Source organism: uncultured Bacteroides sp., from assembly GCF_947632445.1.
GTDB lineage: Bacteria > Bacteroidota > Bacteroidia > Bacteroidales > Bacteroidaceae > Bacteroides.
The window spans coordinates 33,101-46,779 of sequence record NZ_CANRPM010000011.1 but is presented as its reverse complement, the minus strand read 5'-3'; the positions used below and the strand labels follow the sequence as shown (position 1 = coordinate 46,779).

Here is a 13,679-nt window from a genome sequence, read left to right as displayed (position 1 = left end):
AGAGTGATTTTAAACATTTTCCACTTATCATTCATCACTACTGTCCATTAAAATGAATAGTAGCAATCGAAATAGAAGATAACAATCTATTGGGAATTTTGCCACAAGTTACACACTGAACTACTTATTTTCTTAACTTTGTGCAAGAATATACCTATTTTTATGGATTATCCTCAGGAATATATCAAACCATACGGCAAAGAAGATACAAAAGCTGTCCAGGTAGAGCGCATGTTCAACCGCATCGCCCCGACCTATGACCAATTGAACCATACCCTCTCAATGGGTATTGACCGCAGTTGGCGTAGAAAAGCAATCCATACACTCCGTCCTTATCATCCCCAACAAATATTAGACATAGCTACCGGTACCGGTGACTTCGCCATTCTGGCTTGCCGCGAACTGCAACCGCAGTCGCTTATCGGTGCCGACATTTCGGAAGGCATGATGGAAGTGGGCCGTGAAAAAGTACAGCAGGCAGGTCTAACGGACAAAATATCTTTCGTCCGTGAAGATTGCACCGCTCTGTCTTTTGCCGATGCTACGTTCGACGCAGTGACTGTAGCTTTCGGTGTACGCAACTTCGAACATACGGATATTGCACTCGGCGAAATGTGTCGCGTACTTCGCCCCAACGGACATCTGATTATCCTTGAGTTATCTATACCCGACTACTTCCCTATGAAGCAACTATTCATCCTTTACTCTAAAGCAGTAATGCCGCTCATCGGCAAACTGCTATCCAAGGACACCAGTGCCTACACCTATCTGCCAGAAAGCATTCGCGCTTTTCCACAGGGAGAGGTGATGCAGCAGGCTATACTCAACGCTGGTTTCAACCGGGTACGTTTCCAGCGATTAACTTTCGGTATCTGTACCCTTTATGTAGCAACCAAATAGATCTATCTTTCAATTATGGACAAATACGGTTTAATCGGTTATCCGCTGAAACATTCATTCTCCATCGGATACTTCAACGAAAAATTTCAGTCTGAGAATATTAATGCTGAATATGTGAACTTCGAAATACCACGTATCGAAGACGTCATGGAAGTTATCGAAGAAAATCCAAATCTTCGTGGTCTCAACGTCACCATCCCTTACAAAGAACAAGTCATCCCTTACTTGGATGAGTTAGATAAGGATACAGCCAAAATAGGCGCCGTAAACGTCATTAAAATAATCCCTCAAGCTAAAGGGAAAGTGAAACTGGTAGGCTACAATTCTGATATTATCGGGTTTACACGTTCCATCAAACCTTTATTACTACCCCATCACACAAAAGCTCTTATTTTAGGAACAGGAGGAGCTTCCAAAGCTGTGTTTCACGGATTGGCCAATCTGGGTATTCAATCTACTTTCGTATCACGCAGTAAAAAAAGGAATGATATATTAACCTACGGAGAACTGACACCCGAAATTATGCAGGAATATACTGTCATCGTGAATACGACTCCGTTAGGCATGTATCCCAACGTGGATTTTTGTCCTGACATTCCTTATAACCAACTGACATCGAGACATCTGCTCTACGACCTATTGTACAATCCCAGCGAAACGCTTTTTATGAAGAAAGGCATAGAACAGGAAGCCACCGTAAAAAACGGATTGGAAATGCTCCTGCTCCAAGCTTTTGCATCATGGGAAATATGGAATAAATAGCAGAATAAAGAATGAGAAAAACCATCAAATACAGCCTGATAGCTGTCATAGCCTTAGCGACTCTGCTATTATGTGCCGGATACTACATGGTAGGACATGCCTTGAAACCTAAAGAGCTGGTCAGCCGCAGTCGTAACATTGAAAGTTCGTTGGAATATATACGGCAAACTTATCCTGAAGTGGGGCATTGGATAGACAGTCTACAAACAGCTGAAGCTCTGCACGAACTCTATATCGAAAATGATGAAGGTATTCCTCTACATGCCCTTTATGTACCGGCAGCCGATTCAACTACCCATACGGCAGTCATTGTACACGGATATACAGACAATTCCATCCGAATGATGATGATAGGCTATCTATACAATCGGCAATTGGGATACAACATCTTATTGCCTGACCTCTATGGGCACGGACTAAGTGGTGGTACTGAAGTACAAATGGGTTGGAAAGACCGATTCGACGTACTTCGCTGGACAGAAGAAGCCAACCATCTTTTTGGAGGCAACACAGAGATGGTAGTACATGGCATTTCAATGGGAGCAGCCACAACAATGTGTGTGTCGGGCGAAGTTCAACAGGGAATATACCAACAACCCTTTATCAAATGCTTCGTAGAAGATTGCGGTTATACCAGTGCCTGGGACGAATTTAAAGGCGAACTAAAAAATCAGTATGGACTACCCTCTTTCCCGCTACTCTATATAGCCAGTATGCTGTGTCACATGGAATACGGTTGGAGTTTTCAAGAAGCGTCTCCATTGAAGCAAGTAAAGAAATGCACCCTGCCCATGCTCTTCATTCATGGAGATGCCGATACCTTCGTACCCACGTGGATGGTATATCCATTGTACGAAGCCAAACCAACCCCAAAAGAACTTTGGATTGTGCCCGGAGCCGAACATGCCGCAGCTTACAAAGAAAACCCAGAAGCCTATACCCGCAAAGTCAGCGAGTTTGTTGGAACATATATTCACTAAAAGAACGAATACACACACATCTTCATGAAACAAATTATACTTTCTATTCTGTTCTGTCACCTGCTGAGTTTAACTACATGGGCACAAGCTGTTTATACCCCTGAAAATTTGCCGAAAGTACACCTGTTAGACAAAACCCGCTATGTATGTGACCCCGAAAACATACTCGATATGGCAGCCTGCGACAGCATCGACCGCATGCTTTACGCTTTGGAACAGCAGACAGGTATTCAAACCGTAGTGGCCGTAGTACCCACCATTGGCGAAGCAGACTGCTTCGACTTCTGCCACCAACTGCTCAACTCATGGGGTGTGGGACAGAAAGGGAAGGACAACGGCCTGGTCATCCTGCTCGTCACCGACCAGCGGTGCATCCAGTTCTATACCGGCTATGGATTGGAAGGTCTCTTGCCCGACGCTATCTGCAAGCGCATCCAGACACGCTACATGATACCCTATCTGAAGAACAACCGATGGAGCGAAGGCATGGTGGCCGGCATCCGCGCCACCTGCGCCAACTTAGACGGTTCGATGGGAAACGACGCGCCAGCCAACAGCGAAGACGACAGCGTGGGCAGTATCTTCTTGGCTCTCCTTGGCATACTGGCAGTGGGCGGCATATTGGGCATACTGGCCATGCGCCATGCCTCCAAGTGTCCTAAATGCGGCAAGCACAAGCTGCAACGCAGTTCCAGCTACCTCGTGGCACGCCGTAATGGCATCAGAACGGAAGACGTAACCTACACCTGCCGAAATTGTGGACATCAGGTGGTACGCCGCCAGCAGTCCTACGACGAGAACTATCGCGGACGCGGAGGAGGCCCCGTCATCTTCGGCGGAGGAAGCTTTGGCGGAGGAGGAGGCTTTAATGGAGGCAGCTTCGGCGGCGGCATGGGCGGAGGAGGCGGAGCAGGCTCCCGCTTTTAATCCTTGCCTCACCCATAAAACAATTATCAACCCCAAATAACAACAAAAGGAACATGAAAAAAGTAACTATCATCGTCATTGTGGCCGTAGTGGCCGTCATCGCTATCTGGGCCACCAGCGGCTACAACAATCTCGTCAGCATGGACGAGAACGTCAGCAACCAATGGGCCAACGTGGAAACGCAATACCAGCGCCGAGCCGACCTTATCCCCAACTTGGTAAACACCGTCAAGGGCTATGCTGCCCACGAAAAGGAGACGCTGGAGGGCGTTATCGCCGCCCGCAGCCAGGCCACTCAAATCAAAGTAAGCCCTACGGATCTGACACAAGAAAAGCTTGCCGAATATCAAAAGGCACAGGGACAGTTAGCCACCGCCTTAGGCAAGTTGCTGGCCATCACTGAAAACTACCCTGACCTGAAAGCTAACCAGAACTTCTTGGAGTTACAAGCCCAGCTCGAAGGCACGGAAAACCGCATCAACGTGGCCCGCAAGAACTTCAACGACGCAGCCAAAGCCTACAATACCGCCATCCGCCGTTTCCCCAAGAACATCCTTGCCGGCCTGTTCGGCTTCGATAAGCACGCCTACTTCGAAGCGGCCGAGGGTGCCGAGCAAGCACCGCAGGTGCAGTTCTAAGCACATCCTATAACGCCAGCCGGCGTTTCCTACATTAAAAACGGTCGTTTCCATCTGCGGGAACGGCCGTTTTTGTACAAGAAAACGATTGTTTTTACCGCAAGAAAACGGCTTCATCTCCCATGCGACAGGGAGCAGCAGGCAGAATATCAAGAAAATGCCTTCCATTAGAGTAGGCTATCTGCTGAATAATTGCTACTTTTGCATATTCAATAGAACAAAAACTTATCTACTCATGAGCAATCAACGATACATGATGCGCGGCGTAAGCGCATCGAAAGAAGACGTTCATAACGCTATCAAGAACATTGATAAAGGTATCTTCCCGCAAGCCTTCTGCAAAGTTATCCCCGACATCCTGGGCGGCGACCCTGAGTATTGCAACATCATGCACGCTGACGGTGCAGGCACCAAATCGAGCTTGGCTTACCTGTACTGGAAAGAAACAGGCGACCTCTCGGTGTGGAAAGGCATTGCGCAGGATGCGCTCATTATGAACATTGATGACTTGCTCTGCGTGGGAGCCACTGACAACATTCTGGTATCTTCTACCATCGGACGCAATAAGCTGCTTGTGCCGGGCGAGGTCATCTCCGCCATCATCAACGGTACGGACGAACTGCTAGCCGAATTGCGTGAAATGGGTGTGGGTGTATATGCTACGGGCGGCGAAACGGCTGACGTGGGCGACCTGGTGCGCACCATCATCGTCGACTCTACCGTGACCTGCCGCATGAAGCGAAGCGACATCATCAACAACGCCAACATCCGTCCGGGAGATGTCATCGTGGGCCTCGCCAGTTACGGACAAGCCACATACGAGAAGGAATACAATGGCGGCATGGGCAGCAACGGACTGACTTCGGCCCGCCACGATGTATTTGCCAAGTATCTGGCCAAGAAATATCCCGAAAGCTACGACAAGGCCGTGCCCGACGAACTGGTGTACAGCGGCAAGCTGAAACTGACTGATGCCGTAGAGGGCAGTCCGCTGGATGCAGGCAAGCTCGTCCTCTCGCCTACCCGTACCTACGCTCCGGTTGTCAAGAAGCTGCTCGACGCCCTGCGCCCCGAAATTCATGGTATGGTGCATTGTTCGGGCGGCGCACAGACCAAAGTGTTGCATTTCGTGGGAGATAACTGCCGCGTCATTAAGGACAACCTTTTCCCCGTACCTCCCTTGTTCCGTACTATCAAGGAACAAAGCGACACGGACTGGGCCGAAATGTACAAAGTATTCAACATGGGACACCGTCTGGAAGTCTACCTCTCACCCGAACATGCCGAAGAGGTCATCGCCATCTCCAAGTCGTTCAACATCGACGCACAGGTCATCGGCCACATCGAAGAGAGCGACAAGCGCGAGCTGATTATCCGCTCGGAGTTCGGGGAGTTCAAGTACTGATCGAAACGGACTTGTGTGCTATGGGCTATGTAGTCATCGTTCTGATTGTCGTGTGTGCACTGGCTTGGAGACAATATTACCGGAGCAATACCACCCGCCGGAAGAAAAAGGAATAAAGAAAGTAACAAGAAGTTGTTTATGAAACGAGAACATCAAGGTTGCCTGACAGGCATCGGCATGCTGGCCGTCTGTGGAGTTATCCTCTTTGCGGCTTACCAGTGGGATATTCCATTCCTGAAGTACGTTTGCTACCTGTTGCCGGCTCTCATCGGATCCTACATAGGTAGTCAGTATTTCAGCAACGAGGAGCAGCGGGTGAAGAACCGCTTCTCGCGCCGGACGTGGAGCTGGCTTGTTGCCGGCTTTTTCCTGCTGGCTGCATTGCTGGCGTGGTGGCTGGAAGGGAGGCTGTGGTAAACATTAAAACTGATTATGACGGAAAAGACTCTGTATATAATAGGCGGATGTAATGGTGCCGAATACCTATTTAAAAGTGAAACAATATGTCAGAGAATGAAAGAACCGAATTCAGGCAAAAGTTGCGCGAAGGACTGAAGCGCTCACGCTACATACTCCTGCGTGAAAAGGCTTTACGCAACGAAAACGTTGTGGAAGGGAATTATGCCGGAGGAACTCTTGAAGTTTCAGCACGCAAGCTGTTGAAAGAAGTCTATAACGAAGATTTATCTGAAAGTAATACGAAATAAATGGCAGAAAACAACACTATACTGGAAAAGTTAGACAGCCTTGTGGCCCGCTTTGAGGAAGTGTCGACATTGATTACCGATCCGGCAGTCATTGCCGACCAGAAGCGGTACGTCAAGCTCACGAAAGAATACAAGGAACTGAGCGATCTGATGAATACCCGCAAGGAATACATACAGGTGCTGAACGGGATTGACGAGGCCAAGGACATCATCGCCAACGAAAGCGATGCCGAGATGCGCGATATGGCCCGCGAGGAACTCGACACCTGCCAAGTCCGCCTGCCCGAACTGGAGGAGCACATCAAATTGCTGCTTGTTCCGGCCGACCCGCAGGACAGCCGCAACGCCATCCTCGAGATACGTGGCGGCACGGGCGGCGACGAAGCGGCCCTCTTTGCCGGCGACCTCTTCCGCATGTACTCCAAATATTGTGACATCAAGGGCTGGAAGCTCGAAGTATCCAGCGCCAACGAAGGGGCCGTCGGCGGCTTCAAGGAAATCATCTGCTTCGTTACGGGCGAGAATGTGTATGGCACGCTGAAATATGAGTCGGGCGTGCACCGCGTCCAGCGAGTACCTACTACGGAAACACAAGGCCGTGTGCATACCTCGGCCGCCTCGGTAGCCGTACTGCCCGAAGCCGAGGAGTTCGACGTGGTGATCAATGAAGGCGAAATCAAATGGGATACTTTCCGAAGCGGCGGTGCAGGCGGTCAGAACGTGAACAAAGTAGAGTCGGGCGTGCGCCTGCGCTACAACTGGAAGAACCCGTTAACAGGCGTAGTAGAAGAAATTCTCATCGAGTGTACCGAGACACGCGACCAGCCCAAGAACAAGGAGCGTGCCCTCTCGCGCCTGCGCACCTTCATCTACGACAAGGAGCATCAGAAGTATATCGACGACATCGCCTCCAAACGCAAGACGATGGTCTCCACAGGCGACCGTTCGGCCAAGATACGTACCTACAACTATCCGCAAGGACGCATCACCGACCACCGCATCAACTATACCGTCTACAACCTGGCTGCCTTCATGGACGGCGACATACAGGATTGCATCGACCACCTCATCGTGGCCGAGAATGCAGAACGGCTAAAGGAAAGCGAATTGTAACACCATTTAAAAACAGAAGATATGAACAAGCAACAACTCTTTGAAAACATCAAGCGCAAACAATCGTTCCTCTGCGTAGGACTCGATACGGACATCAAGAAAATTCCCGAACATCTACTGAAAGAAGAAGATCCTATCTTCGCTTTCAATAAGGCTATCATCGACGCAACGCAGGACCTATGTATCGCCTACAAGCCCAACCTGGCTTTCTACGAGAGCATGGGCGTGAAGGGATGGATGGCCTTCGAGAAGACGGTGAACTACATCAAACAGAACTATCCCGACCAATTTATCATTGCCGACGCCAAGCGCGGCGATATTGGCAACACGTCGGCTATGTATGCCCGCACCTTCTTCGAGGAACTGAACATCGACTCCGTGACTGTGGCTCCCTACATGGGTGAAGACAGCGTAACACCGTTCCTCACCTACGAAGGCAAGTGGGTCATCCTGCTGGCACTGAACAGCAACAAGGGTTCGCATGACTTCCAGCTGACAGAAGATAAAGATGGCGAACGCCTCTTCGAGAAAGTACTCCGCAAATCACAGGAATGGGCCAACGACGAGAACATGATGTACGTAGTGGGTGCCACACAAGGCCGCATGTTCGAGGACATCCGTAAGATTGTACCCAACCACTTCCTGCTCGTACCGGGCGTAGGTGCACAGGGTGGCTCGCTGGAAGAAGTCTGCAAGTATGGCATGACAAAGGAGTGCGGCCTCATTGTCAACTCCAGCCGAGGTATCATCTACGTGGATAAGACGGAAAGCTTCGCCGCCGCCAGCCGCAAGGCCGCACAGGAAGTGCAGACACAGATGGCCGGGCAGCTGAAAGCTATTCTGTAGCCCACAGATGGGTTATGTGCTGAGAAAAAGATATTGGCACACAGATAACACAGATGGAACAAAATTTGCACAGATATATTTAATCTGCGGTCATCTGATTCATTTGCGCTATCTGCGTGCCATTTTTATATAAACACGTTTTCCGTTCACATCAATAGTTCCTGAAAAAATCCCTTATCCAGTCAAAAGAAATACAAATATAGACACATAAAAAGGAAAAATCTGAAAAAGGCATCTACATTTTTTATAAAACTCATTACTATTAGAAAATTATTCCATACATTTGTCACTGCGTTCCATACAAGTTCTCAACTATAGTTGCGAATGTATGGAAACAAACATATATAAAAAAGACGTTTACTTTACGTTTTGTTTTTGACGTATCAAAACTTCGCAAACTTTGAACTCAGTCTAAAACAAAGCAACAGTAGATGTCTGCGGGATATGTTTATACCCTTCCTGTACTTTATAGAAGATGTGCAGGAAGTTGTTATACATATCTGCGTGGGCTTCTGCGTTGCTCGTTTTGACTGAGTGGGCAATGCGAAGGCCTTGATACGTGGGACGAGTAACAAGTACAGATTCCCGCGCTTTTTTGTATATGGCAACCTGAAATATTCCATAACATAATTCAGTGTGGGGAGTCTGCTGATTGACATATAAATGATGCCATGACAAACCGCGTATATCATCATCTTAAAGGATCTCAAGAAAGAGAATGTTTCAACACATCACATTCTTTCTCCATCCTGTTATTCTTCTTTTTCGTCTTTTTGATGCCCACTGTAGCTTATACCCAACTGAACGAACGCAGAATTTTTCTTTGGGATGTAAGCGGATCACTGTTACCCCAGAGACAAGGAGAAAAAGACTTGGATAACTCCCCGCTTCCCTTTATATCTTCAGGTAATGGACTCTGGAGATCTTTGAAATATAAGTTGATAGAAAGTATTGAAAACATAGAAGATGATGCGATGAACGAAATCATACTCATACCGTTTTATACGCGTACTCTTGACCCAGTATGTGTAAAAGCCACTCCTGAAGGGAAATCACAACTAAAAGACTTCATTACTAACTTCCATTATAAACCGGTAGGTGACAATAAAACGAACCTTGTGGATGCTATCCGCAAATATCACGACATGTGTCGGGACGGATATGTGAATTACTTATTCCTCTTTACCGACGGCGTCAACGAAGTTGGCGACTTACAGGCCGAACTGAATGATTGGAACCGAAAGTCACAAAATCCCGGTCAATATTCTTATGGTTTCTATATTTTAGTACATCCTGCTGCAGATGTCCCTTATATCCGCAAAGCAATAGACAAACAAACCAACTTTTGGGTAGTACCCGATGCCAATGTATCTATCCAAATATGCAATATGCCGACTCAAGTAGCCTATAACTTGCGAGACGACAAGGATCTAACCATTCCCCTGTCTGGCAGTTATCGGGATATTAAAGGTAAGATTAACTTAAATCTGGAAGAAAATCCATATTGTACTTTACAGGCAGCTCCAATGGACATCTATCAAGAAAAGATACACTTCTCTTTATGTTTGAAGAATACACAGAATATTCCCGAACAATTCGATCTTCATCTAAGGGTTAATTACGAAGGGGGAAGCCCATACACATTCATAACCCCGGAACAACTCACCATACATTGCATTAACAAAAAAGAAAGAACTCTCAAAATATCTATCGAATGAAAAACTTCATCAGTTTAACAAGCGTAGCACTATTACTTAGTCTTGTATTTTCCTGTTCTTTCCAAGAAACGGTACCATCTACCCCATTGGGAAAGTCAGTCTATACAAGTTCATTTTGGTGGACAGATGCTGATACAACTTTTATCGAGAGAACTATCCGATATCAATTCAACAAGGAAGCCAAGGAGGCAAGCAGTCATGCCACCCTATATTTCACCGACGAAAAAGATCAGCCACTTGATATGCAGTTGTTTGAAATCTATATTGACGGTATGAAATTACAATATCCACACTTTGATATAAAAAGCGACTATACGGAAAATATATTGAAAATGCGTTGCATTCCACAAGCTAAGGAAGGAACAAAAGGTGGTTATCTGACTATCACAAGCCATAACCTTGACCGAATAAACGATACTGAGATAAGTAACGGAAACGAAACAAAGATTTTCAAATGGCAGTTTACATTTACCAAACGGATGAATCCATTAAAAAAGACGGTACTCATTTTATATGCCATTATTCTTTGTAGTATTCTCATTTGGTTTGTATTTTTGAGAAGAATAGTCTATCCAACATTCCGTCATACTGTAGTAAAGAATCTTATTATTCCCCATAATCCAATAACAACACTGCGCATGGGAGGTTGCAGAAAAGTAATATTAGGACAACATATAAAAAAGCAATCCATCTGGAACCGCATTTGGATTGGAAAGGTACTTTACAAGAACGACCTAAATTTCACATCCCCCATTACGCTCATACCCAAGGCGAATGGAAAGAAGATAATCGTTCGATACAATAGTTCCGCCTATCAAATTTCCCCTACGTCGGCAAATATCTACACCAGGATAAACATTCAACAGAGAGATGGAAACAAATTGACAATCCTATTACAATAAATTATTAATCCGTATCATTATGGCAACAACAAAAATTACAAAGACACTCTACATCGGATTAGGTGGCACCGGTGTAATGGCAATTCTCCGCACCAAACAATGTTTTTTGGATACCTATGGAGAAATCCCCAAGATGATAGGCTTCTTAGCTATTGATACCGATGGGCAGGCGAAGAACAAATTTATAATTTCGGCAAAGCATGGCAAGGTAGCATTAGATCATAATGAGTTGTTGGTTTGTTCCGTACCTATGGCTCTGCAAGTCTACACAAACAATCGTAATTTGTATTCGTGGATTCCCTCGGTTAATACAGACTCGCTGAAAACCATATCAGCTGATGGAGCAGGGCAGGTACGTTCTAATGGTCGATTCATCGCACGATTCAACGCCAAACATATCCAAAATCAAGTCCAACAAAAGATAAGCAATATTGCCGCACCTCTACCTGTTGATTATCGTTTTCAATATGACTATGACAGCAATGGGAACGAATGGCCTACCATTATCAATGTAGTAGGCAGTACAGCCGGTGGAACAGGAAGTGGTATGATGCTTGATATCCTGATGTTGGTGTCAAATGCGGCTCAGGCATTAGGTACTAATTACCGTATCTATCCGTGGATTGTGATGCCCGACGTCTTTCGCAGAATGGCTCCTGGCGTACCGTCGTTCAATGTACATAACAACGCATTCGGTTTCTTACAGGAACTGGACTACCTGTTCCATTTACCGGCCGATAATCAAAATCCTTTAGATTTCGGGTTCGACAGGATTAATACATTGGACCCCAATATTAGATATGCCTATATCATCAATAACACGAACGAAAAAGGCGTCTGCTTTCAAAGTATCAATGAATTAACCGATTCGATAGGCCGAAGCATGTTTTTGCCCAGCAACCAATTGGGACAAGGTATCACATCGCCAATGGACAATGTGGCAAAGCATATGAAAGCTTTCGAAGTACTCAATAAAAAAGCATGGACGGCGTCTATGGGTAGTGCAGAACTAATATACGATTCTCAGGCAGTGGGCGATTACATCGGATATTCCATGATAAAGAGCGCATGCGATGAACTTTGCAAGAAAAATAATAACGGCTTACAAAATGCTTTGACATGGATGTCAGACCCCAATGTGGCTGTACAAGAACACAATGCGGACATGCTCATAGACAGCCTCTTGGATCCTATTTGCCCATTCTCTCCCATTGATCTAAGTAAAGACAGTGACCAAAATCAGATTGACAATTACATAAAGGCTGCAACCGAGTCTACTATTAGAAAAACGTATGACAACAAGATATGCACAGTTGACAAGGAGTTAGATAAATACATTACCAATAACATTAACACACAAAATGGCGTAGGAGATATTGCCGATTTCTTGTCAAGCTTGTTAACTGCCATACAAACCTGTGAAGAGGAAATGGACAATGAGAAGAAACAATTTGACGAGAGAGTGAATAATCATCAGCCTTGGAACGAAGCGGTCAATGCAATAAAAAATAGCGGATTACCCGCACTATTCAGTCCCATAGACAAGGATGCGGCAGAAGCCTTAAGCGAAGAAATCCGTATGCACGTGGAAGCTATTCGAGAATCAATACGCCGAAGCTATGCTATTCAAGTGTATGCCCACTTAAGACAAAGCATAGGGGTGTGGCAAAATAAAATAAATGCACTTGAAAACACACTCCAGCAAGTTGCAAAAGACATGGATTCTGCCAATTTGAAAATACAAAGGGATGCACAACGTGATTTAAATTTCCAAGTCTACATTCATGGCGAAGAAGTAAATCGCACACGTGAAGCCACTGCACAGGACATTTTGGATTTTTTGAAACACCAAGATATAAAAAGTCTGATTGGCTTGAATAATCTAGAATTATTTGAAGTAATGCGCCGTTGGGCAAACGAAACCCAAGAAGTACGCGCAGCCTTTGCCGTAACCATCAATGAGTATCTTCAGAAAGTTTACGAACAAACACCTGAAAAAGCAAATAGTTACATCGAAAAGGTAAAAGTAATGGCATCCCCTCTTTGGAAAATAAACACACAAGGGTATGTAAATCAGCCGCTACCGTTGGTCAAATTTATTTTGGTTGGATGTGCAGATGCCAACAGAAACATTTTTAAAGAAACGAAATTGGCCAATTTGTTTGTTGAAAGCGGCCACGAACCTACTTACATTTCAACAGAAGAAAAGAATAGAATTTTAATCCTGATTATGAGTTGTTGCGCTCCCATATATGCAGTGGGTAACACGACAATCTATCAGCGTGAATACATTCAAACCTCATTGGCCGGATACATTGATGAACAATGGAACTTACGTATGAGAAGTGAAAAGTTTAATTTAATGCCCACACCGCCCGATGTTGGACCTAATAAAATAGAATTTTGGGTGAAGGGCTTCATTTTCGGTTTGATTCATTACGATGACGGAAGCCAACAATATTGGATTAGGTCTCGTCAGAGAGGAAATCCCATCAACCATTACCGTCTTGACATTGGAGATACACGCGAAGTGGCATACTTAAACTATGTCAACATGGAATTATATCAGGATGTCAAGAGAGAGATAGACTTGATAACTAAAAGAAAAGGATTGGAACATGTAAAAGAGGTATTGAACGAAGTGAACTCCGACAACTATCAAAACGACTATTCACAGTTGCCTGACGAAGAAAAAAGACACCTGGAAGACAGACTACACTACCAAGCCTTGATAGAGTTGGTTATGGATGAAATCAATTTGGTAGCCGACGGATTGTAATT

General features: G+C 45.6%; 13 protein-coding genes. All 13 read left to right on the top strand.

Features of this window, described 5'->3' with window-relative positions; genetic code table 11:
- Positions 1 to 162: 162 nt before the first annotated feature.
- The 13 genes from ubiE (at position 163) to Q0Z70_RS03875 (ending at position 13,677) form a co-directional block, all read left to right on the top strand.
- Positions 163 to 900: a bifunctional demethylmenaquinone methyltransferase/2-methoxy-6-polyprenyl-1,4-benzoquinol methylase UbiE gene (ubiE, locus tag Q0Z70_RS03935; RefSeq protein ID WP_298072826.1), complete on the top strand. Its 738-nt coding sequence runs from the start codon at positions 163 to 165 to the stop codon at positions 898 to 900.
- Positions 901 to 915: 15 nt separating this feature from the next.
- Positions 916 to 1,662, top strand: coding sequence for a shikimate dehydrogenase (locus Q0Z70_RS03930; RefSeq protein WP_298072825.1), 747 nt, complete (start codon positions 916 to 918; stop codon positions 1,660 to 1,662).
- An 11-nt stretch (positions 1,663 to 1,673) separates the two neighbouring features.
- Positions 1,674 to 2,642: an alpha/beta hydrolase gene (locus tag Q0Z70_RS03925; protein WP_298072824.1), complete on the top strand. Its 969-nt coding sequence runs from the start codon at positions 1,674 to 1,676 to the stop codon at positions 2,640 to 2,642.
- 24 nt (positions 2,643 to 2,666) lie between these two features.
- Positions 2,667 to 3,569: a YgcG family protein gene (locus Q0Z70_RS03920; protein ID WP_298072823.1), complete on the top strand. Its 903-nt coding sequence runs from the start codon at positions 2,667 to 2,669 to the stop codon at positions 3,567 to 3,569.
- Between the two features lie 53 nt (positions 3,570 to 3,622).
- A complete protein-coding gene (locus tag Q0Z70_RS03915) occupies positions 3,623 to 4,207 on the top strand; it encodes a LemA family protein (protein ID WP_298072822.1) in 585 nt (194 codons plus the stop codon).
- Positions 4,208 to 4,442: 235 nt separating this feature from the next.
- Positions 4,443 to 5,612: an AIR synthase-related protein gene (locus Q0Z70_RS03910; protein WP_298072821.1), complete on the top strand. Its 1,170-nt coding sequence runs from the start codon at positions 4,443 to 4,445 to the stop codon at positions 5,610 to 5,612.
- A 138-nt stretch (positions 5,613 to 5,750) separates the two neighbouring features.
- Complete coding sequence (locus tag Q0Z70_RS03905) at positions 5,751 to 6,029, top strand: hypothetical protein (RefSeq protein ID WP_298072820.1); 279 nt, start codon at positions 5,751 to 5,753, stop codon at positions 6,027 to 6,029.
- Positions 6,030 to 6,115: 86 nt separating this feature from the next.
- Positions 6,116 to 6,319, top strand: a complete 204-nt coding sequence (locus Q0Z70_RS03900) for a hypothetical protein (RefSeq protein WP_298072819.1) — start codon at positions 6,116 to 6,118, stop codon at positions 6,317 to 6,319.
- The gene (prfA, locus tag Q0Z70_RS03895; protein WP_298072818.1) at positions 6,320 to 7,432 is read left to right on the top strand and encodes a peptide chain release factor 1; all 1,113 of its coding nucleotides are present in this window, start codon (positions 6,320 to 6,322) and stop codon (positions 7,430 to 7,432) included. It abuts the gene before it with no gap.
- Positions 7,433 to 7,453: 21 nt separating this feature from the next.
- Complete coding sequence (gene pyrF, locus Q0Z70_RS03890; RefSeq protein ID WP_298072817.1) at positions 7,454 to 8,278, top strand: orotidine-5'-phosphate decarboxylase; 825 nt, start codon at positions 7,454 to 7,456, stop codon at positions 8,276 to 8,278.
- 671 nt (positions 8,279 to 8,949) lie between these two features.
- The gene (locus Q0Z70_RS03885; RefSeq protein ID WP_298072816.1) at positions 8,950 to 9,996 is read left to right on the top strand and encodes a hypothetical protein; all 1,047 of its coding nucleotides are present in this window, start codon (positions 8,950 to 8,952) and stop codon (positions 9,994 to 9,996) included.
- Positions 9,993 to 10,898, top strand: coding sequence for a hypothetical protein (locus tag Q0Z70_RS03880; protein ID WP_298072815.1), 906 nt, complete (start codon positions 9,993 to 9,995; stop codon positions 10,896 to 10,898). The genes Q0Z70_RS03885 and Q0Z70_RS03880 overlap by 4 nt, the downstream gene beginning before the upstream one ends.
- Before the next feature lie 19 nt (positions 10,899 to 10,917).
- Positions 10,918 to 13,677, top strand: a complete 2,760-nt coding sequence (locus Q0Z70_RS03875) for a tubulin-like doman-containing protein (protein WP_298072814.1) — start codon at positions 10,918 to 10,920, stop codon at positions 13,675 to 13,677.
- The last annotated feature ends 2 nt before the right edge of the window (positions 13,678 to 13,679 follow it).

Bases quoted from the DNA above. Each gene is read 5' to 3' on its own strand.
- ubiE (WP_298072826.1), top strand. From the start codon at position 163: ATGGATTATCCTCAGGAATATATCAAACCATACGGCAAAGAAGATACA.
- Q0Z70_RS03930 (WP_298072825.1), top strand. From the start codon at position 916: ATGGACAAATACGGTTTAATCGGTTATCCGCTGAAACATTCATTCTCC.
- Q0Z70_RS03925 (WP_298072824.1), top strand. From the start codon at position 1,674: ATGAGAAAAACCATCAAATACAGCCTGATAGCTGTCATAGCCTTAGCG.
- Q0Z70_RS03920 (WP_298072823.1), top strand. From the start codon at position 2,667: ATGAAACAAATTATACTTTCTATTCTGTTCTGTCACCTGCTGAGTTTA.
- Q0Z70_RS03915 (WP_298072822.1), top strand. From the start codon at position 3,623: ATGAAAAAAGTAACTATCATCGTCATTGTGGCCGTAGTGGCCGTCATC.
- Q0Z70_RS03910 (WP_298072821.1), top strand. From the start codon at position 4,443: ATGAGCAATCAACGATACATGATGCGCGGCGTAAGCGCATCGAAAGAA.
- Q0Z70_RS03905 (WP_298072820.1), top strand. From the start codon at position 5,751: ATGAAACGAGAACATCAAGGTTGCCTGACAGGCATCGGCATGCTGGCC.
- Q0Z70_RS03900 (WP_298072819.1), top strand. From the start codon at position 6,116: ATGTCAGAGAATGAAAGAACCGAATTCAGGCAAAAGTTGCGCGAAGGA.
- prfA (WP_298072818.1), top strand. From the start codon at position 6,320: ATGGCAGAAAACAACACTATACTGGAAAAGTTAGACAGCCTTGTGGCC.
- pyrF (WP_298072817.1), top strand. From the start codon at position 7,454: ATGAACAAGCAACAACTCTTTGAAAACATCAAGCGCAAACAATCGTTC.
- Q0Z70_RS03885 (WP_298072816.1), top strand. From the start codon at position 8,950: ATGACAAACCGCGTATATCATCATCTTAAAGGATCTCAAGAAAGAGAA.
- Q0Z70_RS03880 (WP_298072815.1), top strand. From the start codon at position 9,993: ATGAAAAACTTCATCAGTTTAACAAGCGTAGCACTATTACTTAGTCTT.
- Q0Z70_RS03875 (WP_298072814.1), top strand. From the start codon at position 10,918: ATGGCAACAACAAAAATTACAAAGACACTCTACATCGGATTAGGTGGC.